Annotated in this window: 26 protein-coding genes; 21 read left to right on the plus strand and 5 right to left on the minus strand. The window is 58.5% G+C overall.

Annotated features, from left to right (window positions below; translation table 11 throughout):
* Positions 1-19: 19 nt before the first annotated feature.
* Together AC2FLD_RS02915 and AC2FLD_RS02920 are read left to right on the plus strand one after the other, a co-directional pair.
* The gene (locus AC2FLD_RS02915) at positions 20-475 is read left to right on the plus strand and encodes a methylated-DNA--[protein]-cysteine S-methyltransferase (RefSeq protein WP_496667556.1); all 456 of its coding nucleotides are present in this window, start codon (positions 20-22) and stop codon (positions 473-475) included.
* A gap of 76 nt (positions 476-551) precedes the next feature.
* Entirely contained in the window at positions 552-1,019 is a 468-nt protein-coding gene (locus AC2FLD_RS02920) for a hypothetical protein (RefSeq protein WP_496667555.1), read from the plus strand.
* A 22-nt stretch (positions 1,020-1,041) separates the two neighbouring features.
* Here AC2FLD_RS02920 and AC2FLD_RS02925 read toward each other — a convergent pair whose 3' ends face one another.
* From AC2FLD_RS02925 to fsa, 4 genes are all read right to left on the minus strand, one after another.
* Complete coding sequence (locus AC2FLD_RS02925; protein WP_496667554.1) at positions 1,042-1,737, minus strand: CDP-alcohol phosphatidyltransferase family protein; 696 nt, start codon at positions 1,735-1,737, stop codon at positions 1,042-1,044.
* A gap of 69 nt (positions 1,738-1,806) precedes the next feature.
* Positions 1,807-2,727: a tyrosine recombinase XerC gene (locus AC2FLD_RS02930; protein WP_496667553.1), complete on the minus strand. Its 921-nt coding sequence runs from the start codon at positions 2,725-2,727 to the stop codon at positions 1,807-1,809.
* Positions 2,724-3,431 (minus strand): DUF484 family protein, encoded by a 708-nt coding sequence (locus AC2FLD_RS02935; RefSeq protein WP_050603154.1) that lies wholly within the window; start codon positions 3,429-3,431, stop codon positions 2,724-2,726. Before AC2FLD_RS02935 ends, AC2FLD_RS02930 begins: the two co-directional genes overlap by 4 nt.
* Positions 3,432-3,626: 195 nt before the next feature.
* On the minus strand, positions 3,627-4,280 hold the full coding sequence (gene fsa / locus AC2FLD_RS02940) for a fructose-6-phosphate aldolase (RefSeq protein ID WP_496667552.1): 654 nt from the start codon (positions 4,278-4,280) through the stop codon (positions 3,627-3,629).
* Between the two features lie 88 nt (positions 4,281-4,368).
* On the opposite strand from fsa, the gene AC2FLD_RS02945 reads away from it, so the two are divergent.
* From AC2FLD_RS02945 to AC2FLD_RS02960, 4 genes are all read left to right on the plus strand, one after another.
* On the plus strand, positions 4,369-6,564 hold the full coding sequence (locus AC2FLD_RS02945) for a primosomal protein N' (protein WP_496667551.1): 2,196 nt from the start codon (positions 4,369-4,371) through the stop codon (positions 6,562-6,564).
* Positions 6,565-6,643: 79 nt separating this feature from the next.
* On the plus strand, positions 6,644-7,876 hold the full coding sequence (locus tag AC2FLD_RS02950; protein WP_496667550.1) for an MFS transporter: 1,233 nt from the start codon (positions 6,644-6,646) through the stop codon (positions 7,874-7,876).
* Between the two features lie 66 nt (positions 7,877-7,942).
* A complete protein-coding gene (locus AC2FLD_RS02955; RefSeq protein WP_496667549.1) occupies positions 7,943-8,821 on the plus strand; it encodes a 50S ribosomal protein L11 methyltransferase in 879 nt (292 codons plus the stop codon).
* Between the two features lie 101 nt (positions 8,822-8,922).
* Positions 8,923-9,267, plus strand: a complete 345-nt coding sequence (locus AC2FLD_RS02960; protein ID WP_496667548.1) for a hypothetical protein — start codon at positions 8,923-8,925, stop codon at positions 9,265-9,267.
* A gap of 104 nt (positions 9,268-9,371) precedes the next feature.
* On the opposite strand, the gene AC2FLD_RS02965 is transcribed toward AC2FLD_RS02960, so the two are convergent.
* Positions 9,372-9,587 (minus strand): DUF1127 domain-containing protein, encoded by a 216-nt coding sequence (locus tag AC2FLD_RS02965; protein WP_496667547.1) that lies wholly within the window; start codon positions 9,585-9,587, stop codon positions 9,372-9,374.
* A 334-nt stretch (positions 9,588-9,921) separates the two neighbouring features.
* Between AC2FLD_RS02965 and ruvC the strand changes: the two genes are divergently transcribed.
* From ruvC to AC2FLD_RS03040, 15 genes are all read left to right on the plus strand, one after another.
* Complete coding sequence (gene ruvC, locus AC2FLD_RS02970; protein WP_496667546.1) at positions 9,922-10,419, plus strand: crossover junction endodeoxyribonuclease RuvC; 498 nt, start codon at positions 9,922-9,924, stop codon at positions 10,417-10,419.
* Entirely contained in the window at positions 10,416-11,093 is a 678-nt protein-coding gene (ruvA, locus tag AC2FLD_RS02975) for a Holliday junction branch migration protein RuvA (RefSeq protein ID WP_496667545.1), read from the plus strand. The genes ruvC and ruvA overlap by 4 nt, the downstream gene beginning before the upstream one ends.
* A gap of 4 nt (positions 11,094-11,097) precedes the next feature.
* Positions 11,098-12,117 (plus strand): Holliday junction branch migration DNA helicase RuvB, encoded by a 1,020-nt coding sequence (gene ruvB / locus AC2FLD_RS02980; protein ID WP_050603162.1) that lies wholly within the window; start codon positions 11,098-11,100, stop codon positions 12,115-12,117.
* A 63-nt stretch (positions 12,118-12,180) separates the two neighbouring features.
* Positions 12,181-12,804: a hypothetical protein gene (locus AC2FLD_RS02985; RefSeq protein ID WP_496667544.1), complete on the plus strand. Its 624-nt coding sequence runs from the start codon at positions 12,181-12,183 to the stop codon at positions 12,802-12,804.
* Entirely contained in the window at positions 12,801-13,184 is a 384-nt protein-coding gene (gene ybgC / locus AC2FLD_RS02990) for a tol-pal system-associated acyl-CoA thioesterase (protein ID WP_496667543.1), read from the plus strand. The genes AC2FLD_RS02985 and ybgC overlap by 4 nt, the downstream gene beginning before the upstream one ends.
* Positions 13,185-13,294: 110 nt before the next feature.
* Entirely contained in the window at positions 13,295-13,990 is a 696-nt protein-coding gene (tolQ, locus tag AC2FLD_RS02995) for a protein TolQ (RefSeq protein WP_050603165.1), read from the plus strand.
* A 2-nt stretch (positions 13,991-13,992) separates the two neighbouring features.
* Positions 13,993-14,469, plus strand: a complete 477-nt coding sequence (tolR, locus tag AC2FLD_RS03000; RefSeq protein ID WP_050603166.1) for a protein TolR — start codon at positions 13,993-13,995, stop codon at positions 14,467-14,469.
* Between the two features lie 9 nt (positions 14,470-14,478).
* Positions 14,479-15,582, plus strand: a complete 1,104-nt coding sequence (gene tolA / locus AC2FLD_RS03005) for a cell envelope integrity protein TolA (RefSeq protein WP_496667542.1) — start codon at positions 14,479-14,481, stop codon at positions 15,580-15,582.
* On the plus strand, positions 15,579-16,898 hold the full coding sequence (gene tolB / locus AC2FLD_RS03010; protein ID WP_496667541.1) for a Tol-Pal system beta propeller repeat protein TolB: 1,320 nt from the start codon (positions 15,579-15,581) through the stop codon (positions 16,896-16,898). Before tolA ends, tolB begins: the two co-directional genes overlap by 4 nt.
* A 72-nt stretch (positions 16,899-16,970) precedes the next feature.
* A complete protein-coding gene (gene pal, locus AC2FLD_RS03015) occupies positions 16,971-17,477 on the plus strand; it encodes a peptidoglycan-associated lipoprotein Pal (protein WP_496667540.1) in 507 nt (168 codons plus the stop codon).
* A 4-nt stretch (positions 17,478-17,481) separates the two neighbouring features.
* A complete protein-coding gene (gene ybgF, locus AC2FLD_RS03020; RefSeq protein ID WP_496667539.1) occupies positions 17,482-18,306 on the plus strand; it encodes a tol-pal system protein YbgF in 825 nt (274 codons plus the stop codon).
* Positions 18,297-19,556 carry a tRNA lysidine(34) synthetase TilS gene (gene tilS / locus AC2FLD_RS03025; protein ID WP_496667538.1) on the plus strand — a complete coding sequence of 420 codons (1,260 nt, stop codon included), beginning with the start codon at positions 18,297-18,299 and terminating at the stop codon, positions 19,554-19,556. Before ybgF ends, tilS begins: the two co-directional genes overlap by 10 nt.
* A 75-nt stretch (positions 19,557-19,631) precedes the next feature.
* Entirely contained in the window at positions 19,632-21,548 is a 1,917-nt protein-coding gene (gene ftsH, locus AC2FLD_RS03030; RefSeq protein WP_496667537.1) for an ATP-dependent zinc metalloprotease FtsH, read from the plus strand.
* A 99-nt stretch (positions 21,549-21,647) separates the two neighbouring features.
* Positions 21,648-22,223 (plus strand): MOSC domain-containing protein, encoded by a 576-nt coding sequence (locus AC2FLD_RS03035; RefSeq protein ID WP_496667536.1) that lies wholly within the window; start codon positions 21,648-21,650, stop codon positions 22,221-22,223.
* Positions 22,224-22,387: 164 nt separating this feature from the next.
* Positions 22,388-24,064, plus strand: a complete 1,677-nt coding sequence (locus AC2FLD_RS03040; RefSeq protein ID WP_496667535.1) for a formate--tetrahydrofolate ligase — start codon at positions 22,388-22,390, stop codon at positions 24,062-24,064.
* Positions 24,065-24,067: the final 3 nt, after the last annotated feature.

Genomic DNA, 24,067 nt, shown 5'->3' on the forward strand with positions numbered 1-24,067 from the left:
GATCTGAAACGCTGCGCCTATGTCAATGATTGCCGTAGAAACCCAATTTGGACGTCTGGGTGTCGAAGAAATGGACGGAGCCCTCACACGTCTGGTCTGGGATGGCCAGGACGTGGGAGAGCCGACAGATCTGTTGCGCGAAGCTGCCGCGCAGTTGAAGGCGTATGACGACGGACGGCTCGACAGGTTCGACTTGCCGTATCGCGTCCACGGGTCGATATTTCAGAAACAGGTTTGCGATCTGATGTATGCCATTCCGCTTGGCGAAACCCGGACATACGGCGATATCGCAAAAGAGTTGGAACAACCCGCGCAACCAGTCGGGCAGGCTTGCGGCGCAAACCCGATTCCGGTGATCATCCCGTGTCACAGAGTGTTGTCCGCGACGGGCTTGGGTGGCTTTTCCGGCGCTGGTGGGGTCGAGACCAAAGTGGCCCTGTTGCGTCATGAAGGGGCTGCCGGGCTTTTGATCTGATCCGTGAAATTCGGTTGCAATCCGTCAGCGGTGGGCACACCATATATGTGTTGTTGAATTTGAAGGACCGCATTGAATGACCACGGATCAAGATCGCGCCGCCCGAAAAAAGGCTGTCATTGACAGGCTGATGTCACTTGAAGCGCAAGAGCTTGCAACAGCGCAGGCGCATTACGATGCGTTTCTGAAGGATGCTCAACTGGACGACCGGGAAGGTCACGACAAGGATGACCTCGCCGCTTCGCGCGAGAACGCTGACCTTGCGGCTGCGTTTGACGCACCCGTGCACGCGCATCACGCCAAGATCGACGTGATTGAAAACACCGATTTCAGCCTGACTGACACGGTTCAGCCCGGCGCAGTGATCAAGTTCAACAATCGCAGATTTGTTGTGTGCGTTTCGACCACCCGGTTCGAGGCGGATGGAAAGACCTATATGGGCATTTCAACCCAAAGCCCGATTTATCTGGCCATGGTGGGCTTGCAAGAGGGCGATGTCTTTACCCATAACGGCACCGAGTTCGAGGTGCAGGACGTCATGTAACTGGATTGCTGGCGGCGCTGCGTCAGACGCGGCGCTGTGGTATGATCTGCTGCGCGATGCCTGCAAAGGTCAGATACAGACTGGTAATCACCAGACCCCAGTGCGCCCAGCTTTCCGGATGAAAATCCACCCAGGCCGCCCAACCGGCAAAGAACGTCCACGCCAGTGCCATGGGCAGGGTCAGGCTGCGCCAGCGTTCGGTGCGCACGGGATGGACAAACTTCAGCGGCAAGAACATTGCGAGTGAAAGCAGTGTGACCAGCAGCAGAATTATCCAGAAATTCGGTTCGAGCGCGAAGATCACGATAACAAACATGTTCCAGCATCCCGGAAAACCCGAAAAGGAGTTGTCTTTGGTTTTCATCCGGGTGTCCGCGAAATACATCGCGCTGGCAAAGGTTATGACGATGATCGCAAACCATCCGGTCCAGCCGTCCATCAGCCCCGACTTGAAGAGGGCAAAGGCGGGTATGAACACATAAGTCAGGTAGTCGATAATCAGATCCAGCAGCACACCGTCAAATTCGGGCGCGTTGTGCTTTACGTGATAATGACGCGCCAGAGGGCCGTCGATGCCGTCCACAACGAATGAGACAACCAGCCAAAGATACATAAGGCTCCATTTCTCTTCGACGGCGGCCAGCATTGCGAGCATGGCAAACACGGCGCCTGTTGCAGTGAAGAGATGGACGGAAAGAGCTTTGAATCTGAGTGTCATACAAGCGTCATGACGGATGCACACCAGAGATGCAAACCAAAAGCCCCGCGTTTCTGACCGATGTTTGCTTCAAGCTTTGGGATGCGCGCGATTGTAGACCTCCATCAACCGTGCAGTATCCACGGCGGTATAGGCTTGGGTGGTTGAAAGCGATGCGTGGCCCAGCAGTTCCTGAATGGCGCGCAGGTCTCCTCCGGCCGAAAGCAGATGCGTAGCAAAGCTGTGTCGCATGGCGTGGGGCGTTGCGGTTGCGGGCAGGCCCAATTGCATTCGGGCTTTGGCCATGACGCCCTGTATCGCACGTGGGTTCAACGCCCCGCCGCGGACACCGCGGAACAAAGGCGCGCTCTGTTCCTGCGGGTGAGGGCAAAGCTGCACGTACCGGTGGACGGCTTCACGGGCGGCAGGCAGCACCGGTACGATCCGCTCTTTGTCGCCTTTGCCGATGATACGCAAGCTGGCGGGCAAAGGAGCGTCCGCGCCAGTCAGCGACAGCGCCTCGGATATGCGCAATCCGCACCCGTAAAGCAACGTGACCACCGCCACATCCCGCGCGGCAACCCAATCCGAGAGGGATTGCAGCTCGACCGTGTCGATCATGGCGCGGGCGGCGTCTTCGGCCAAAGGGCGCGGCAGTTTCTTGGTGAATTTCGGCGCGCGCGTGGACAGGACCGCGGTGGGTTCAAAGCCTTCGCGTTCAGCCAGCCAGCGGTAGAAGCTTTTGACAGCTGAAAGCTTGCGTGCCAGTGATCGCGCACTGACATCCGCGCTGCGTTGATCTGCCATCCAAGCGCGCATGTCTGATACGGTGATCCGTTCCAGTGCTTTCAAACCCTGCTGTTCGGCATGGTGCAGTGTCATGAACGACAGGAACTCGGTCACATCGCCGCGATAGGCTGTTTGCGTGTTCTCGGACCGTCCCGCCAGCGCACCCAGGCTGTCCAGCCAATGCTGCAGCGCGTCGCGGCAGGTGGGTGAGATCAAACTCACGACAGCCAGTGGCGCATCGAGCGTTCGAACACGCCAGCGAAAAAGCTCAGAAGATCGGTGCCCAACTGCGGCGTGAAATGCCGCGGATTCCGAGCGCCCATGACGATCATTCCCGGTAAACGACCGGGGCCAAGGTCAAGCTTCAGACACGCTTCGGACCGCAACTGATCTGCAAGCGCGCCAAAAATACGCCGGTTCGGATGATGAACCTCGCGAAGCGTGACGTCGCGGGCCGGGCCGCCGCGATCAATGGTCAGGTATTGGTCGATGAAGCCGGGTTCCGCAATTGTAAGAACGCCGCCCAGCTTGTCGACCGCAGGGTCGTCCTGAACCACGGTAGTTTCAAGAACCAAAGTGATGTGATCAACGCGCAAAATATCAGCTACGTCCGAGCCAAGCGCGCGCAGGAAATCTTCGAACTCAACCGGCTCCAGCAGGCGCAGAATGGCGCGATGCACCTGGTTTGTGCCTGCCAGGTTTTCGTAAGCCGCCGCAATCACAGACCGGTGGGTATCTTCCAACCGGTCCAACCGCGCCTCAAGCCGTTGCATGGCGATGCCACGCAGATCGATCACATTGTCGCCGCGTGCGCGTTCATTGGCACTTACCAGCGCCTGCATCAGATCCTTGTCGTCCAGCACGACGTCAGGCTCAGCCAGAATCGCCGCGCGGAGGTTATCCTCGAGTTTGGGGTTGCTGCTCATGTCCCGTCCGGTCTTTTTTTGTTGAGCGGTTTATAACATGCCGGACCGGTTTTGCCTTGGAAAAAATGCACGCAAAGGTGGATTTCCTTGAGTGCTGTGGCGAAGAGGCTCCCGCCCGCGATGCCTGATCACAAATCAGGCACGGGGCCGGGGCCGGGCGCGGTGCCTGACGGCGCCGCGCGGTCTTGCGCGGGATCAGAGGATTTTCTGACCGGTCTTGGCCCAATCGGCCAGGAAGGTTTCCAGACCTTTGTCGGTCAGGGGGTGGTCGGCCAGCTTTTTGATGACGGCAGGCGGGGCGGTGATGACATCGGCACCGACGCGAGCGCTGTCGGTCACGTGGTTCACCGTGCGGATCGACGCGGCCAAGATTTCGGTCTCAAAACCATAGTTGTCGTAAACCTGACGGATGTCGGCGATCAGATCCATACCGTCGAGGTTGATGTCGTCCAGGCGGCCGATGAAGGGCGAGATGAATGTTGCGCCTGCCTTTGCGGCCAGCAATGCCTGATTGGTCGAAAAGCACAGGGTCACGTTTACCATCTGACCTTCGTCGCTGAGCGTTTTGCAGGTTTTCAGGCCGGCCCAGGTCAGTGGGACTTTTACGGCGATATTCGGCGCGATCTTGGCCAGCTTGCGGCCTTCGGCGATCATGTCGTCAGCTTCGGTTGCAACAACCTCTGCCGATACCGGACCATCGACCAGATCACAGATCTCTTTGGTCACTTCCAGAATGTCGCGGCCCGATTTCAGGATCAGCGAAGGGTTGGTGGTTACGCCGTCCACCATGCCCAGATCGTTCAGTTCGGCGATGGCGTCGATCTCGGCGGTGTCTACGAAGAATTTCATGAGGGCAGTCCTTTGATGGGTTGGCCTTGGTCGCGGATGGCTTTACCCCAAAGAGAGACATGCTGAAACCCCCTGCAAAGGACATGTGGTGAGCACTCAGGAGTATTTCGACCAAGGTGAGCTGGTGGCAGTGCTCACCACCCAGCCATTGGACCGGACGCTGGAATATAAGGCGCCCGAAGGCGGTTGCTTTCTAGGTGCGTTTGTCGAAGTGCCTTTGGGGCCGCGCAAGGTGCTGGGCGTCGTCTGGGGGCCGGGGCAGGGTGGCTTTGATCTGAATAAGGCGCGGTCTGTGATCCGGGTGCTTGAGGTCGCGCCGATGCGTGAAGAAATGCGCGTTTTTCTTGGAAAGGTGGCCGACTACACGCTGACGCCGATGCCAGCGATGTTGCGTTTGGCAACCCGTGCGCCGGGGTTGGGCGACCCGCCGTCGATGCGTAAGGTTTATCGCCTTGGCAGCGGTGAGCCGGACCGGATGACCGATGCGCGATCCCGTGTGCTGGAGGTTTTGCGCGATTATGGTGGGCTCGCCTTTACCTTGAAAGAGCTCGCCGAGCAGGCAGGCGTGACTTCGTCTGTTGTCAAAGGGTTGGTCAAACAAGGCGCAGTGCGGGAAGAGGACAGTCCGCGTGATCTGCCGTACCCGCATCTTGATCCGAACCTGCCGGGCAAAGATCTGACCGAAGATCAGGCGGAGGCTGTGGAACGGTTGCAGGTTGGACAGCAGACAGGTGGCTACGGCACAACACTTCTGAAAGGTGTGACGGGTTCGGGCAAGACCGAAGTGTATCTGGAAGCCGTCGCCGAGGCGCTGCGGATGGGACGTCAGGCATTGGTCTTGCTGCCTGAAATTGCGCTGACTGCTGAATTCCTGACCCGGGTCGAGGCGCGGTTCGGTGCGCGGCCAGCCGAGTGGCACTCGGGCGCGACCATGACGGAACGCCGCCGGGTTTGGCGGATGGTCGGGCGGGGGGATGCGCAACTGGTCGTGGGGGCGCGGTCCGCGCTGTTTCTGCCGTTCCGCGACTTGGGGCTGGTGGTGGTCGATGAAGAGCACGACACCTCTTACAAGCAGGAAGACGGCGTGCATTACAGTGCGCGCGATATGGCAGTTCTGCGCTCGGCCATTTGTGGCGCGCGGGTGATTCTGGCCAGTGCAACACCCTCGCTGGAGAGCTGGGCCAATGCCGAAGCGGGCAAGTATGAACGGGTAGACCTGAACTCGCGCTTCGGCGCGGCGGTGCTGCCCGAGATGAAACCCATCGATATGCGGGCCGAGCAGATGCAGCCCGGGACATGGATTTCCCCGTCCCTGCGACAGGCGGTGCTGCAGAGGGTCGAGAAGGGCGAACAGTCGCTGCTGTTCATAAATCGCCGCGGCTATGCGCCCGTCACCTTATGCCGGGCTTGTGGCGAACAGATCGCTTGCGATCATTGCGACGCGCGGATGGTTGAACATCGGTTTCTGAAACGCCTGATGTGCCACCAATGCGGCGAGACAAAGCCGATGCCCGACACCTGCCCATCCTGCGGGGTTGAGGGTAAATTGGCTCCAGTTGGGCCAGGAATTGAGCGGTTGGCCGAAGAGGCCGAGACAATTTTCCCGGACGCTAACATCGCTATGCTCAGCTCTGATCTTTTTGGTTCAGCGCGGGCTTTAAAAGCAAAGATTGAAGAAATCGCTTCCGGGGATGCCGACATTGTTATCGGCACTCAGTTGGTCGCTAAAGGGCATAACTTTCCCAAACTCACATTAGTCGGCGTGATTGATGCTGACTTGTCATTGCATGGCGCTGATCTGCGCGCAGCAGAGCGGACGTTTCAACTGATGCGCCAAGTGGCAGGGCGCGCTGGCAGGGCAGATAAGCCGGGGCAGGCGTTGTTACAGACGTTCCAACCGGAACACCCGGTGATCCGGGCCATCCTGTCCGGCGATGAGGAAGGGTTCTGGAAAGCCGAAGCCGCCGGGCGGCAAGCGGCCGGGGTCCCCCCCTATGGTCGCATGGCCGGGATCGTTCTGTCGGGTCCAGAGGTTGGCCCGGTCTTTGACATAGGCAACGCGATGGCGCGTAATGATGCACCCGTGCGAGATGTAGGGGGGCAAGTCTTCGGACCTGCACCAGCGCCGATTGCACGTATTCGCGGGCGGCACCGGGTGCGCCTTCTGGTCAAAGCCCCGAAAGGCGCGCCGATTCAGGACGCCATTGCCCGCTGGATCGCGCCTTTGCGTCTGAAAGGTGACATCCGACTGACTGTCGATATCGACCCGCAGAGCTTTTATTGATCTCTGCATCAGCGCAGGGTGGCTGTGCGCTAACGGCTTCCCTCTCGCCAAAGCGCTGAAATGGGCGTAGAGGACCAATATGCTGAAACCCATGCCCCTTAACGAGGCGCAGAGCCTTCCGTTCTGGCGCCGCCCCATCACACTCTTGTTCATGATGGCCATGATCATGCCGATCGCGTTCAACGCGTGGAGCGCTCTGTTGAACAATTTCGTCATCGAAGTGGCGAATTTTGACGGAGCAGATATCGGGCTTCTGCACACGGTACGCGAGATTCCGGGTTTTCTGGCGGTTGGCGTGATTGCCGTCATTATGTTCATGCGCGAACAGGTGCTGGCGATGATCTCGCTGGTGATGCTTGGGGTCGCCACGGCTGTGACCGCGTGGTTTCCCAGCCTTGGCGGGTTGCTGTTCGTAACCCTGTTCAGCTCAATCGGGTTTCACTACTACGAGACCGTAAACCAGTCGCTTCAATTGCAGTGGCTGCCCAAGGACCGTGCGCCGCAGGTTTTGGGGTGGCTGGTCGCAATGGGATCGGCGGCGACAATGGTGGTCTACGGGCTGATCGTTCTGACCTGGGATCGGTTCGATCTGTCCTACAACTTTGTCTTCATGGCTGCGGGTGGTGTAACCGCGTTGCTGGCATTGTTCTGCTTGTTTGCCTATCCGCAATTCAATGCGCCCACACCGCAGACCAAGAAACTGATCCTGCGTCGCCGGTATTGGCTGTATTACGCGTTGCAATTCATGGCTGGCGCGCGGCGGCAGATCTTTGTCGTCTTTGCCGGGTTCATGATGGTCGAAAAGTTCGGCTTTGAAGTGCATGAGTTGACCAGCCTCTATCTAATCAACCTGATGATCAACATTATGGCCGCCCCTTTGCTGGGAAAAGCTGTGGCAAAGTTTGGTGAACGACGGACGCTGATTTTTGAATACACGGGTCTGGCAATCGTGTTCGCGGCTTATGGTGGGATCTACTGGTTCGGCTGGGGCGTTCTGCTGGCAGCGATTCTCTATGTGATCGACCATGTTCTGTTTGCTCTGGCGTTGGCCTTGAAGACTTACTTTCAGAAAATCGCCGACCCCGCAGACATCGCACCGACAGCTGCGGTTGCATTCACGATCAACCACATTGCAGCTGTCTTCCTGCCTGCACTGCTGGGCCTGCTTTGGGTCGTTTCGCCGGGCGCAGTGTTTGGTTTGGCTGCGGCGATGGCAATTATTTCGCTGCTGTTGTCGTTGTTGATCCCACGCCATCCCGAGCCGGGCAATGAGACCGTCCTGACCAAGTACGCTCCGGCCCCTGCGGAATAGGCCGGGCGGCTTGACCTTCGCGGCGCCGCGTCCTAGGCGCTGTGCCAACTGAGACAGGAGGCCCCGATGCCCACATTCACCGCGCTGACTACGTTGACAGGTAAAAAGGCCGCCGTAGGTCTGGGCGAAGCGATGGAGCGTTTGGAGCCGGAGCCCACAGGCGTTGGCGTATTCGAGGTCGAAGACGGCTCGGGCCTTTGGGAAGTGGGCGGCTATTTTACCGAAGCCCCGGACGAGACCGCACTGGCTGTTCTCGCCGCGGCGTTCGAGGCGAAGCCATTTGTCGTCTCAGAATTGCCTGAAACCGACTGGGTTGCGCATGTTCGGCGCGAGCTTGCGCCCGTCGAAGCAGGCCGGTTCTTTGTCTACGGCAGTCATGATGCCGACAAGCTGCCAGACGGCCGCATTCCATTGCTGATCGAGGCCGCAATGGCCTTTGGTACCGGACATCACGGCACGACGCTCGGCTGTCTCAAAGCACTGGACCGAATGCTGGACGACGGCTTCACTGCGTCGAAAGTGGCCGATATTGGTTGCGGTACCGCTGTTCTGGCCATGGCGGCGGCGCGCGTCTGGGACGGCGATGTCATTGCTAGTGATATCGACGAAGTGGCCGTCGATGTGGCCGAGGCCAACCTGAAAGCCAACGGTATGTCCGGTGCGGTTCAGTGTGTTGAAGCCGCAGGTTTCGACCATCCCGACCTAAAGGCGCACGCCCCTTACGATCTGATCTTTGCCAATATCCTGAAAGGCCCCTTGGTGGCGTTGTCACCCGAAATCGCTGCGAATCTGCGTCCGGGAGGGTGTGCGATCCTGTCGGGAATCCTTAACGAACAAGCTGATGACGTGGTTTCAGTTTACTCTCGGAACGAGTTCAATCTTGCTCATAAGGGTGAGATTGGTGAATGGACGACCCTAATCTTAACCAAACAGGGCGTAAATTAGGCCATTTACAGGAGTTTTGTGGAATTTTGCCACGCTTTTGTCGCAATTTCTATTTACCGTTTTCTGATCAAAGTCGAGGGGGGCGGTTTTTGGAGGCTGCCATGACGGGAAAACAACTGGAGTTCGATCAGCGCGTAAATCGCCTGAACAAGAAGCATCAGAAGATGAGCCGGGGCTATCGCGCCACATTGCGTAAGGATGGTCTGGTGGTAATGCGGCCGCAGCGTGTCAGTTCGGCTGTGCCTGTAAAGGTGTTGCTGCTGACGCTTCTGGCCTTTTTTGCATTCAAAGCGTTTCTTTTGTCCCACCTGGGGCCAACAGGATACCAATATCGAATCGACAGTCTGAACGAGGGCACATCAGTTGAGAAAGCCGGTGCTTGGGTCATGCAGATCGACCCGGTATCGCAGGCGCTGTCCGTTCAGATGAACAAGCTTCTCTACTGATCAAGCTTTTGAAGTAAAAAAACACCGCGTGCCTTGGGGCGCGCGGTGTTTCTGTTTTGCCCCTCAAGGGAGGAGGAAGGGGCATATGTGAGTAGTGGTTGGTTTTAGAACCGACCCTGAACAATGACATCAATGTCGCCACGGCACAGTCCGATATCCTCAAGCTCGCGATCGGACAGATCAGTCAGCGCGTTGCGGGTTACGCGGGCGTCATTCCATTCGATTGCGGCGTTTACCGCCGATACGAAAAAAGCGCCGATACGGCCAACGTGGCCAAACGAGCCGGTGGTAGCGATGCGGGTAGTGTCCAGTGCAGCCATATCCTGTTTCCTTCTGGTTTGTGTTCACTTTGCAATCTTGCGATCTGACCGCCATCTAGTGCGGCCATTTCGCTTGTACAAGTTCATTTTTTGCAATTGTCCTATGCATTTTTTGCAATGCTTCACGAAGCTGAAATCCCCTTAAATAATTGGTAAAAAAGCCTTAATGTAGGTGCCGCTTTCAGACATTCCCGAGGTCGCAAATGTGCTCCGGAGTCGCGCTAAGGACAGGGGTGTCGTTTCCAGACTTCGGGTCAATTCGCTTGGAAAATGTTCACGCTTCGTGCTAGGCGTTGAAAAAAGATCACAGAACCCGAGCAGGCCGAGGCAAAACATGCGAATTCTGGGCATTGATCCGGGGCTTAGGACCCTGGGATGGGGCGTCATCGAATCTAATGGCAGCCGCCTGAGCCATGTGGCCAATGGATTGTGCAAGTCGGATGGGGACGATCTGGGTGAGCGCCTGCTGTCTCTGCACAACCAGATTGTCGAAGTGATCGCCGATCACAAACCGGATCAGGCCGCCATTGAACAGACATTTGTGAACAAGGACGGGGCGGGAACGCTCAAGCTGGGCCAGGCGCGGGGGGTCGCGTTGTTGACACTGGCGCAGGCTGGATTGCCGGTTGGGGAATACGCGCCCAACCGAGTGAAGAAGACCGTAGTCGGCGTCGGCCACGCCGAGAAAGAGCAGGTCATCCATATGGTCAAGCTGCAATTGCCGGGCTGTTCGCCAAAAGGGGCCGATGCCGCAGATGCGCTGGCGATTGCGATCTGCCATGCCTATTACGGAAAGGCGCAACAGGCGCGTGTGAAAGAGGTGCGGGCATGATCGGCAAATTGACAGGACGGCTCGATTACCGCGCGGCGGATCATGTTCTGATCGATGTCCGGGGCGTGGGTTATATCGTCTATTGTTCCAACAGGACGATGGCGGCGTTGCCGGGCGTGGGCGAGGCGGTCTCGATCTACACCGATATGGTTGTGCGGGAAGACCTGATGCAGCTTTTTGGCTTTCTCTCCCTGGTCGAGAAGGAATGGCATCGCCTTTTGTGCTCGGTCCAGGGCGTCGGTGCAAAGGTATCTTTGGCGATCCTCAGCGCCTTGGGGCCGGATGGCGTTAGCCGCGCTATCGCTTTGGGGGATTGGGGAGCGGTCAAGGCGGCCAAAGGTGTGGGGCCTAAAACGGCGCAGCGGATCGTGTTGGACCTCAAGGACAAGGCGCCGGGGGTCATGGCCATGGGCGGAACTGTGACTGAGGCCATGGATGGCCCCGAGCTTGAGGTTGTGGAACTGGCCGAACCCTCGCCTGCGCCAAAACGGTCTGCGAAACCGCCATCCGGCGCGGCTGCCGCATCTGCCGGGGCTTTGTCGGCTTTGGCCAATCTTGGATATGGGCCGTCTGACGCAGCAGCAGCTGTGGCCGAGGCGGCTGCCAGCCAACCAGAGGCAAGCGAGACTGATCTGATCCGAGCCGCGCTCAGACTTCTGGCTCCGAAAGGGTAAGTGAATGGTAGATGCTGATCCCACCCTGCGCCCGGACCCTTTGCCCGAGGACAACGACCGCGCCTTGCGTCCGCAGGGGCTGGACGAGTTCATCGGTCAGGCCGAGGCGCGGGCCAACCTGCGCATATTCATCCAATCCGCCAGGCAACGTGGTGAAGCGATGGACCACGCCTTGTTCCATGGTCCTCCGGGATTGGGCAAGACGACCCTGGCGCAGATCATGGCGCGTGAGTTGGGGGTGAATTTCCGCATGACCTCTGGTCCGGTTCTGGCCAAGGCGGGCGATCTGGCGGCAATCCTGACCAATCTGGAAGAGCGCGATGTGCTTTTCATCGATGAAATCCACCGTTTGAACCCGGCGGTGGAAGAGGTGCTTTATCCCGCGATGGAGGATTTCGAGCTGGATCTGGTGATCGGCGAAGGACCTGCGGCCAGAACCGTGCGGATTGAATTGCAGCCGTTCACGCTGGTGGGGGCCACCACGCGGATGGGATTGCTGACAACGCCTCTGCGCGACCGGTTCGGTATTCCCACTCGATTGCTGTTCTACACCGTGGATGAATTGCACGAGATCGTCACCCGCAACGCGCGGAAGCTGGGCGCGCCTGCGGATACTGACGGCGCGCGCGAGATCGCGCGCCGGTCACGCGGCACACCCCGGATTGCGGGGCGGTTGCTGCGGCGCGTGGTGGATTTCGCTATCGTTGAAGGCGACGGTCGGATTACCCGGGAACTGGCTGACGGAGCCTTGACGCGGCTGGGCGTGGACCATCTGGGGCTGGATGGGGCGGACCGCCGATATCTGAAGTTGATCGCCGAGAATTACGGTGGTGGTCCCGTCGGGATCGAAACGATGTCGGCAGCCTTGTCTGAAAGCCGCGACTCGCTGGAAGAAGTGATCGAACCCTATCTTTTGCAGCAGGGATTGATTCAGCGAACCCCGCGTGGACGGATGTTGGCACAAAAGGCTTGGACGCATTTGGGGATGGCAGCGCCTAAGCGTCAAAGTGATCTGTTTGGTTGAAGCCTGCGCTCAGAGATTCTAAGCCTTCGGCGAGAGTATTTTTGAAAAGATGAAGGGCTGGGCGTGACACCGGATGAAATCGAGGCGCTGTTCACGCGCGAGAGCGGCGAGTTTCTGATTGCCCGTTGGGCGCGGCCCATCGTGCCGATCGTGTTTGGCGTCGAAGACAAGACGATGGCCACGGTGAAAGGCGCATTTGAGGCCGTTGTCACTCTGGCCGGACATAAGATGGCCGAGACCGATCCCGAGCTTGGCGCCAATTGCATGGTCTTCTTTTTCCGGGACTGGCAGGAACTGCTGGAAGTGCCGGATCTGGATCGGTTGGTCCCGGATCTTGAGCCTTTGGTCGAACGTCTGGTGGCAGCAGATGCCAATCAGTACCGCATATTCCGGTTCGAAGAAGATGGCGCAATCCGTGCAGCCTTTGTGTTTCTGCGAATGGATCGGGAATTGTCCAAAGTTCCGGCGGAAACACTTGCGTTAAGCCAGGTGGTGCAGACTGTCCTGCTTTGGTCCGATACAGCCTTTCGGACGCAATCGCCGCTGGCTGTCGCGGGCGAGACGACGATCCTGCGCCCCGACATTGCCGCTCTGATCCGGGCTGCATATGATCCGGTCTTGCCGGGGGCGGCGCAGGATGCGTCTCATGCGCTCAGGTTGTTCGCCCGGCTGGAGCCTCCGCAATGAAACACACATACCCGGTTCGTGTTTATTACGAAGACACCGACATGGGCGGTGTTGTCTATCACGCGAATTACCTGCGGTATATCGAACGCGCGCGTTCGGACTGGGTGCGCAATCTGGGCAATGATCAGAACGCAATGCGGGAAGAGGGAGTTGTGTGGGTCGTCAGGAGGGTAGAGGCCGAATACCTTTCGCCCGCCAAGTTCGATGACGAGTTGATCGTCGAAACCGAAGTGACTGAAATCTCTGGTGTGCGCCTGACGATGGCGCAACTGGTGCGACGTGGTGAGACTGAAATTTTCCGCGCCTCGGTCACAGCTGTGTGCATCAACAAGGACGGCAAGCCGATCCGTCTTCCGGCAGAGATTCGCGCATTGATGTAACAATTTGCAGGCCAGAGGTGGTTCTGTTGGCATTTCAACCGCAACTGCGTTAGCGTTTGGCAAAACAAGGCCAAACGAACGGCCGTCAGGCAAAAACAAAGAGCAGGTTCATGGAAGCTGAAACGCTGGCGCTGGCGCAGGAGATCGATTTCTCCATGTGGGGGCTGTATGCCCGCGCGACCTTTGTGGTCAAATTGGTGATGCTGATGCTGATCGGCGCCTCCATCTGGTCCTGGGGGATCATCATCCAAAAGCTGATCAACTATCGGGCCGCACGGCGTGAGGCGCTGGTGTTTGATGAAAGTTTTTGGTCGGGCAACCCTTTGGATGAACTGTTCGATCAGACCGGAACACAACCGGACGGCAGCTCGGAAAAGATTTTTGCCGCAGGCATGATCGAGTGGCGCAGGTCACACCGAAATGATGGTGGACTGATCGCCGGAGCAACCGCGCGGATCGATCGCTCGATGGATGTAGCCATCGCGAAAGAGGCCGAAACCTTGCAGAAAGGGTTGCCCATTTTGGCCACGGTGGGCTCGACCGCACCATTCATTGGCCTGTTCGGCACCGTCTGGGGCATCATGAACGCCTTCATCGAGATTGCCGAGCAACAGAATACCAATCTGGCCGTTGTCGCCCCCGGTATTGCCGAAGCGCTTCTGGCTACGGGGTTGGGTTTGTTGGCAGCGATTCCGGCCGTCATTTTCTACAACAAGCTCAGCGCCGATAGTGACCGGATTGTAGGCGGGTACGAGGCGTTTGCCGATGAGTTCGCCACCATCCTGTCACGCCAGTTGGACAGCTGACGATGGGGGCCGCGGTTCAGCAGTCGTCAGGTGGAAACGGGCGCAGACGCGGGCGGCGGCGTGGTCGCGCGCAGCCGATGGCCGAGATCAACGTGACGCCGTTTGTGGACGTCATGCTGGTGTTGCTGATCATCTTCATGGTCGCGGCACCGTTGCTGACGGTTGGTGTCCCAGTCGATTTGCCCAAGACCGCAGCCAGCGCATTGCCTGGTGACAACGAAGAACCTTTGACTGTGACCCTGACCGCAGAGGGCCGGGTACAAATCCAGACGACTGATGTGCTGCGCGAAGAGTTGATTGGCAAGCTGCGGGCGATTGCGGCAGAGCGGAGCAGTGACCGGGTGTTCCTGCGCGCTGATGGCGCGATTCCCTACGCGCAGGTTATGCAGGTCATGGGCGCGCTGAACGCGGGCGGGTTTTCCAACGTTGGCCTTGTGACCGATACCGGCGGGCCAACGCTGGACGAAGGTGGAGAGTGAGGTCGCGCGGTGGATACCGGCACCAAGATTTCGGCGATTGCGCATGTCAGTATGATTGGCGTGGCACTTTTGGGTGGTACCTTTCGGTCCGAGCCGTTGCCGATGGCCGTACAGGATGTCTCCGTGATTACCGCTGAACAGTTTGCAGCCATGACTGCGCAGCGCGATGCGCCTGATGTTTCCGAGGTGCCGGCCGCTTTGCAACAACCGCCCGAGCCCGAGCAGGCCGAAACCAGACCGCCGGAACCGGTGGTTGAGGAACAGCCGCGCCCCGAACCCGTGGTGCCTGCAGAACCCGACCCTGAACCCGCGCCCGTTATCGTCGAAGCCCCGCCAGAGCCCGAGCTTCCGGAAGAACCTCCCTCGTTGACCGAGCCGGAGGTGGAACCTGTTGCACAGCCCGTGCAGCCAGAACCCGAGGCGCAGCCGCGTCCCGCTGACCGTGTCGCGCCCGAAGCGATTGCTCCTGCACCGCCCGAGGCAAAGCCGGATGAGTTTGAATCACCTCCTGTGTCCTTGGATGAGGGTGCTGAGGTGCAGCAGGAGCAGCAGGACCAGACTGCACCGGAAGAGGCCGCGCCTGAGATTGTAACCGAAGCGGAAGAGACTAAGGAGCCTCTGCTCAGTTCGCCTCGCCCGCGCACGCGCCCCAACCGGCCCAGTCCGCCACCAGAACCGGAAATTGCAGAAACGCCCGAGGCGGCTCCGGAACCTGAGGTGCAGACTGATGAGACCGCGATCAACGACGCCTTGGCTGAGGCTTTGGGCGCTGGCACCGAACCCTCGGGCCCACCGCTCACCAGCGGTGAGAAGGATGCAATGCGACTGGCCGTGTCCAGGTGCTGGAACGTGGGTTCACTGTCCACGGATGCGCTGAGTACAGTGGTTGTTGTCGCGTTTTCGCTGAACCGAGATGGTACAGTTGTAGATGGCAGTATTCGGATGCTGGACAGTTCCGGCGGGTCCTCTGGTGCTGCCAATCAGGCTTATCAGGCCGCCCGGCGCGCAATTTTACGCTGCGGGGCCAAAGGATATGACCTGCCTGCTGACAAATACGCTCAGTGGCAGGATGTTGAGATTACATTCAATCCCGAGAGGATGCGGATCAAATGATGAAACTTCTGACCAGCCTCTTTGTCGGCCTGACGCTGATGTCCGCGCCGGTTTATGCCCAGAACAGCCCTCTGCGACTGGAGCTGGATCAGGGTATTATCGAACCTTTGCCCTTTGCGGTTCCCAATTTCGTACCCGATGGCCCCTCTGCCGCGCAATATGCGCAGGATATTTCGCGCGTGGTGGCAGAGGACCTGACCGGGACGGGGTTGTTCCGTGAAATCTCATCGGATGCGTTCATCAGTCGGGTCAGCAGTTTTGAAGCGCCGGTTCAATTCGCCGATTGGAAAGCGATAAATGCCGATGCGCTGGTCACCGGAGCGGTCAATGTCTCGGGCAAGCGATTGACGGTTCGGTTCCGTGTTTGGGATGTGTTCTCGGGTCAAGAACTGGGTACTGGCCTGCAACTGGCAGGCACGACCGAAGGCTGGCGCCGCATGGCGCATAAGGTGGCCGATCAGGTCTATAGCCGGATCACGGGCGAAGGTGGCTATTTCGACAGCCGTGTGGCCTTTGTGTCGGAAAGCGGTCCCAAAAATCAGCGCCTCAAGCGGTTGGCAATCATGGACTATGATGGTGCGAATGTGCAGTACCTGACTGACAGTTCTGCCATCGTGCTGGCACCGCGCTTTTCGCCGACAGGCGACCGGCTGCTTTATACCAGCTACGAAAGCGGCAGCCCACGCATCTATGTTCTGGATGTAGGACGCGTCAAACGGCAGGAACTCAAGACCCAGGACGGCACTATGAGCTTTTCGCCCCGCTTCTCGCCGGATGGGCGATCGATCGTGTACTCGCTTATTCAGGGCGGTAACACGGATCTGTGGAAGATGGATCTGGCCTCGGGTCAAAGCACGCGCCTGACCAACACTCCCGCGATCGAGACAGCGCCCAGCTATTCCTCGGATGGCAGTCTGATTGTTTTTGAAAGCGACCGTTCCGGCACGCCGCAGCTTTATGTGATGCCTGCAAACGGGGGTGAGGCAACGCGGATCAGCTTTGGCGCGGGGCGCTATGGCACACCCGTCTGGTCACCGCGCGGCGATTTGATCGCCTTTACCAAGCAGAACAAAGGCCGGTTCCACATCGGCGTCATGCGAACAGACGGGTCGGAAGAGCGGTTATTGACGGCATCGTTCCTCGACGAAGGCCCCACTTGGTCGCCCAATGGTCGCGTCATCATGTTCACCCGCGAAACGCAGGGGGCGAGCGGCCGTGCCTCGCTGTATTCTGTGGATATATCGGGTCGAAACCTGCGCCCGGTGCGCACGCCGGATGGTGGCAGCGACCCGTCATGGGGGCCCTTGCAGAATTGATCGCAGCAAAGTTCACAACGAATCGCGCCTGTGGTAGACAGGCGGCAATAATCAAAACACGAGGCACTTGAAATGAACGTATTGAGCAAAGTCCTGGCGCTGGGCGCGCTGAGTGTGATCGCTGCCTGTGCAAACAATGACCCCTCCGCATTGGGGGGCGGTGGTGCAGGTGGAACCGGCGCAATCGTACCGGGTTCGCCGAGCGACCCGCGTTCGCCTGCGTATTTCCAGCAGACTGTTGGCGACCGTGTTCTGTTCGCTGTTGATCAGTCGACCCTCTCGACGCAAGGGCAAACCGTGCTGCAAGGGCAGGCAGAATGGCTGTTGGCCAATCCGGACTTTGTGGCCACCATCGAAGGGCACGCAGATGAGCAGGGCACGCGCGAATATAACCTTGCACTGGGCGCGCGCCGGGCGAACGCCGCGCGCGAATACCTGATTTCGCGTGGAGTTGCGGGTAACCGCCTCAACACTGTCAGCTATGGCAAGGAACGTCCGATCGAGATTTGCAGCGTTGAGGAATGTTATTCCAAGAACCGCCGCGCGGTGACTGTGCTGACCGGTTCAACTCTGGGGTAAGACGATGCGTATTACAGGATGGGTTTTGGCGGCGGTCATGACGACTGCTGGTGTTGCACAGGCACAGGATCAGCAGACCCTGGCGGATATTCGTCAGGAGCTGACTGTGTTGCATGTGGAGGTTCAGCGTCTGAAGCGCGAGTTTTCCACCACGGGATCGCCCGCACCGAACCTGTCCGGCAGTTCGATCCTGGAACGGGTCGATGCCATTGAGGCCGAATTGCAGCGCCTGACCCGTCAAACAGAACAGTTGAACCAGCGGGTGCAGAATATTGTTACCGACGGCACCAATCGCATTGGTGATCTGGAATTCCGGCTGGTCGAATTGGAAGGCGGAGATTTGTCGACGCTGGAAGAGACCTCAACGCTGGGTGGTGACGCAGCGACCACGGAAACAGGTCCGGTAAACGTTGTAACACCCCCGTCATCGGATCAGGGTGAGCTGGCCGTTGGTGAGCGTGAGGATTTTGACGCGGCCTCAAAAGCTTTGGCTGATGGCGAATTTCAGACTGCGGCTGACCTGCTTGCGCAATTCGAAACATCCTATCCCGGCAGTCCCCTTGCCCCTGAGGCCAATCTGAAACGTGGTCATGCGCTGGAAGGTCTTGGCGATACTCGCGAAGCGGCACGTGCGTTTTTGGCCAGCTTCACTGGCGATTCTGAGGGCGCATTTGCACCAGAGGCCTTGTATGAACTGGGCGCAGCGCTGGGGCGTCTGGGGCAGACCGATCAGGCCTGCATCACGCTCAACGAAGTTGGTGTGCGCTTTCCTTCTGCACCGGCGTTTGCCAATGCTACACAAGAGATGTCCGCGTTGGGGTGTTCTTGAGCCGTCACTCCGACAAGTTGCTTGAAGAACTTCGCGCCCGGTTGCCCGAAAACTTGCCGCGCAAATTGGGTGTAGCGGTCTCGGGCGGCGGGGATTCCGTGGCCCTGATGCATCTGTTGCATGAGGTCGCAAAGACCCAAACGACTACTCTTTTTATCGTTACCGTAGATCATGGGTTGCGGCCCGAGGCTGCACAGGAGGTTGAGAGTGTATCACGGCAGGCCTCTGCCTTGGGTCTGTCGCACGAGACGTTGCGTTGGGCAGGCTGGGACGGGGCCGGCAACATGCAGGATCAAGCGCGACAGGCGCGGTATAGCTTAATGAGCAACTGGGCAAGGGACCGTGGAATTGATGCCATCGCCTTGGGGCATACAGCAGATGATCAGGCGGAAACTCTGCTGATGCGCTTGGGGCGATCCTCTGGTGTCACTGGCCTGTCCGGCATGTCGGCAAGTCGTCAACTGGATGGCCTGACACTGTTGCGTCCGATGCTCGGGATGACCCGAGACGCCCTGCGTGCCTACTTGATTGAGAACAGCGCGTCATGGGTCGAAGATCCTTCGAATCAGGACACACGTTTCGACCGGATCAAGGCGCGTGACGCCCTGTGCGGCCTCGAACCCTTGGGAATTGATGCGCTTTCATTGTCTCGGGTGGCAGACAATCTGGCGCAGGCACATGTGGCGTTGGGGGTGTTTGCGCAGGAATCCGCGCGGAACGTGGCGCAGGTTGTTCAAAGTGACGTGAAGGTGGACAGGGTCGGTTTCTCCGCGCTGCCCAAAGAAATCCGCCGCCGTGTTATGGTTGGGATTCTCGCCTGGATCGCCGGACAGGGATATCCCCCACGTCAGGCCGCGGTCGGGCAAGCGATGGATGCTTTGGCGAAAGGACGGGCCGGTTCGGTTGCTGGGTGTCTTTTGGTTCCAAAAGGTGAGAGTGTTTGGATTTGCAGGGAATTTAGGGCCGTGCAGGACCAGATGATCGCACCCGGCGAGGTATGGGATGGAAAATGGCGCGTCAGCGGGCCCGCAACTGTCGGTGCTGAAATCCGCGCCTTGGGCGATGACGGGTTGCGACAGGTGCCGGAATGGCGCGAAACGGGACGCCCCCGACTTGCTCTGAGCGCAACACCTGCTGTCTGGAAGGGCGAATCGGTGCTGGCTGCTCCGCTTGCGGGCCTGGCAAACGGATGGCAGGCCGACATTGCTCCGGAATGGCCTGAGTTCTACGCATCTTTTTTATCGCATTGAACATACCACAATCCTCTCTATTTTAAGAGGTAACTTGGCAGCTTCTCACCTGCCGGAACTTTTGGGAGATTTTCCTTGGGCAACGCTCGCAATATCGCGTTTTGGGTCGTTCTGTTTCTGCTTATTCTAGCACTGTTCAATCTGTTCAGTGGATCAGGCGGAACGCTTCAGAGCAACGAAAGAACTTACTCCGACTTTGTCAGCGCCGTGCAAAGCGGTGAAGTCAAGAACGTGACATTGGATGGCGAGCAGATTCGCTACACCACTGAAAGCGGTGCAACTTATGTCACGATCAAACCGACCGACGCCGAGGTAACAAAGCTGCTGATCGACGAGAACATCCCTGTTCAAGCGGTCAAGCAACAGCAGTCAGGCTTCCAATCCTTCCTGATCACGCTTCTGCCTTTCCTGCTGCTGATTGGCGTCTGGGTTTATTTCATGAACCGGATGCAGGGCGGCGGCAAAGGCGGCGCGATGGGCTTTGGCAAATCCAAGGCCAAGATGCTGACCGAAAAGCATGGCCGTGTGACCTTTGATGACGTGGCCGGCATTGATGAGGCCAAGGAAGAACTGGAAGAGATCGTTGAATTCCTGCGCAACCCGCAGAAATTCAGCCGTCTTGGCGGCAAGATCCCAAAAGGCGCGTTGCTGGTTGGCCCTCCGGGTACCGGTAAGACGCTGCTGGCTCGCGCGATTGCGGGTGAAGCGGGTGTGCCGTTCTTCACCATTTCGGGTTCCGATTTTGTTGAAATGTTCGTGGGTGTCGGTGCGAGCCGAGTGCGCGACATGTTCGAGCAGGCCAAGAAGAATGCGCCCTGTATCGTCTTTATCGACGAGATCGACGCCGTGGGCCGCCATCGTGGTGCCGGTTATGGCGGGGGTAACGATGAACGCGAACAGACCCTCAACCAGTTGCTGGTAGAAATGGACGGGTTCGAAGCCAACGAAGGTGTGATCATTCTGGCCGCGACCAACCGTAAGGACGTTCTGGACCCCGCGCTGCTGCGTCCGGGCCGATTCGACCGCAACGTGACTGTTGGTAACCCGGACATCAAAGGTCGTGAGAAGATTCTGGGCGTGCATGCGCGCAAGACACCTCTTGGTCCCGATGTCGACCTGCGCATCATCGCGCGCGGGACGCCGGGCTTCTCGGGTGCTGATCTGGCCAACCTCGTGAACGAGGCCGCGCTGATGGCCGCCCGCGTTGGTCGCCGCTTTGTCACCATGGAAGATTTCGAGAACGCCAAAGACAAGGTGATGATGGGGGCCGAGCGGCGCTCGATGGTGCTGACACAGGACCAAAAAGAAAAGACTGCCTATCACGAAGCTGGCCATGCCGTTGTTGGTATGTCCCTGCCGCTATGCGACCCGGTCTACAAGGCGACGATCATTCCGCGCGGCGGTGCGTTGGGCATGGTTGTCAGCCTGCCCGAGATGGATCAGTTGAACTACCACCGCGATGAGTGCGAGCAAAAGCTGGCAATGACGATGGCCGGTAAGGCCGCCGAAGTTATCAGATACGGTGAAGATCACGTTTCGAACGGTCCGGCTGGTGACATCATGCAGGCCAGCCAGCTGTCGCGCGCCATGGTGATGCGCTGGGGTATGTCCGACAAAGTCGGTAATATCGACTATGCCGAGGCGCATGAGGGCTATTCAGGCAATACCGCCGGATTCTCGGTTTCCGCCAATACGAAGGAAATGATCGAGGAAGAGGTTAAGCGCCTGATCCAGCAAGGATATGAGCGCGCGCATCAGATTCTCACCGAAAAGAATGAGGAATGGGAGCGTTTGGCACAGGGCCTGCTGGAGTATGAAACTCTGACCGGTGAGGAGATCAAGCGCGTCATGAATGGCGAATCGCCGACCGAAGGCGACGACGAAGGCGACAAACCGGATGAGGGCAGCGCGCCCAGTGTCACGGCCATTCCCAAGACAAAGGCCAAGAAATCACCGCCCGACGGCGGGATGGAGCCTGAACCGACCACATAGGTACCAAAGACCCGAGCCAAGGCTCGGGTCTTTTCTCTTTTCATCAGGCGTTTGCTGGGCATTATGCCCATTGAACTCCAGCGGAAAAGGGATGCCGGAATGCCATTTTTGCGTGAAACGGAATACGTAGGCGAAGCGGTCTGGCTGGGTTATGTCCCTGCCAGGCAGTCGCTTCGGGCTGAATCGGTCCAAGCATTGGATTTAGATTTTGACGGAGCGTCAGGAGAACGGCACGCGGGGTTCAATCGAGCATCCTGCGTGCGGGTCAAGAACCTCTATCCCACAGGAACGGAAATCCGTAACGTACGTCAGTTGTCGGTTCTGTCGGTGGAAGAGCTTGACCAGATCGCGCAAGAAATTGGTCTGGACATGTTGGACCCTTCATATCTCGGCGCGTCAATCGTACTAAAGGGTATTCCTGATTTTTCACATATCCCCCCGTCGTCGCGTTTGCAGGTCAGCGGTGGTCTGACGATAACCGTGGACATGGAAAACGCGCCTTGCGTATTGCCAGGGCGCGAAATCGAGGCGGATCAGCCCGGGCACGGCGTTGCGTTCAAACCTGCGGCGGTTGGGCGTCGGGGCATCACCGGCTGGGTCGAACGTCCCGGACGTATTCAGGTGGGAGATCAGTTGATTTTATTTGTTCCAGATCAGCCCGACTGGGCTCCTTAGTCCGCTTTGGTTTCCGATTAGAAACCCCTGAAACGGCCTTACGACGCTTCACGACACCAGAATGTCGGAATCCATGGCTATTGAGATTGTACACAAGGGTATGGATGCGCAGCGCCGGCGTTCTGCGTCGGCTATGCACGGTATTCAATCAAGGACCCCGGCCAATGAGCTACAAATCCGACATCGAAATCGCTCGTGAAGCGAACAAAAAGCCGATTCAGGAAATCGGTGCCAAGATCGGCATCGACTCTGCGGATCTGCTGCCTTACGGCCACGACAAAGCCAAAGTCAGCCAGGACTTCATCAACTCGGTTCAGGACCGTGAAGACGGCAAACTGATCCTCGTGACCGCGATCAACCCAACCCCGGCAGGTGAAGGTAAAACCACCACGACCGTTGGTCTGGGTGACGGCCTGAACCGCATCGGCAAGAACGCGATGATCTGTATCCGCGAAGCCTCGCTTGGCCCGAACTTCGGCATGAAGGGTGGCGCTGCAGGTGGCGGTTACGCACAGGTTGTTCCGATGGAAGAAATGAACCTGCACTTCACCGGCGACTTCCACGCCATCACCTCGGCTCACTCGCTTCTGTCGGCGATGATCGACAACCACATCTATTGGGGCAACGAAGCCGAGATCGACGTACGCCGCGTTGCATGGCGTCGTGTGGTCGACATGAACGATCGCGCCCTGCGTCAGATCACGGCGTCTCTGGGTGGTGTTTCGAACGGCTTCCCGCGTGAGACCGGCTTTGACATCACCGTGGCGTCGGAAGTCATGGCGATCCTGTGCCTGGCCAATGACCTGAACGACCTGGAAAAGCGTCTGGGCGACATCATCGTTGCTTATCGCCGTGACAAAACCCCGGTCTATTGCCGCGACATCAAGGCCGAAGGCGCGATGACTGTTCTGCTGAAAGATGCCATGCAGCCGAATCTGGTGCAGACGCTGGAAAACAACCCGGCGTTTGTCCACGGTGGGCCCTTCGCGAACATCGCGCATGGCTGTAACTCGGTTATCGCAACCAAGACCGCGCTGAAAGTCGCTGACTATGTTGTGACTGAAGCTGGCTTTGGGGCCGACCTGGGTGCCGAGAAGTTCATGAACATCAAGTGCCGCAAGGCAGGCATTGCACCGTCGGCTGTTGTTCTGGTCGCCACCGTGCGCGCGATGAAGATGAACGGCGGCGTTGCCAAGGCCGATCTGGGTGCGGAAAACGTTGAAGCCGTCAAATCAGGCTGTGCCAACCTGGGCCGTCACATCGAGAACGTGAAGTCCTTCGGTGTACCGGTTGTCGTCGCCATCAACCACTTCGTCACCGACACCGATTCCGAGGTGCAGGCAGTCAGCGAGTATTGTGGTGAGCATGGCGTCGAGGCGGTTCTGTCGCGTCACTGGGAACTGGGCTCGGAAGGGTCCGCTCCGCTGGCCGAGAAAGTTGTTGAAATCGTCGAAGGTGGCAGCGCCAACTTCTCGCCGATCTACCCCGACGACATGCCGCTGTTCGAGAAGATCGAAACTGTCGCCAAGCGTATCTATCGCGCGGACGAGGTTCTGGCAGACAACAAGATCCGCAACCAGCTGCGCGAGTGGGAAGAAGCGGGTTATGGCAATCTGCCGGTCTGCATGGCGAAAACTCAGTATTCGTTCTCGACCGACCCGACCCTGCGCGGCGCACCGACCGGCCACTCGGTTCCGGTGCGTGAGGTTCGCCTGTCCGCAGGTGCCGGTTTCATCGTGGTTGTCTGCGGTGAGATCATGACCATGCCTGGTCTGCCTCGCAAACCGGCTGCTGAAACCATCTGCCTTAACGACGCAGGTGAGATCGAGGGCTTGTTCTAAGCC

This window comes from Ruegeria sp. CDSA021, from assembly GCF_059612325.1.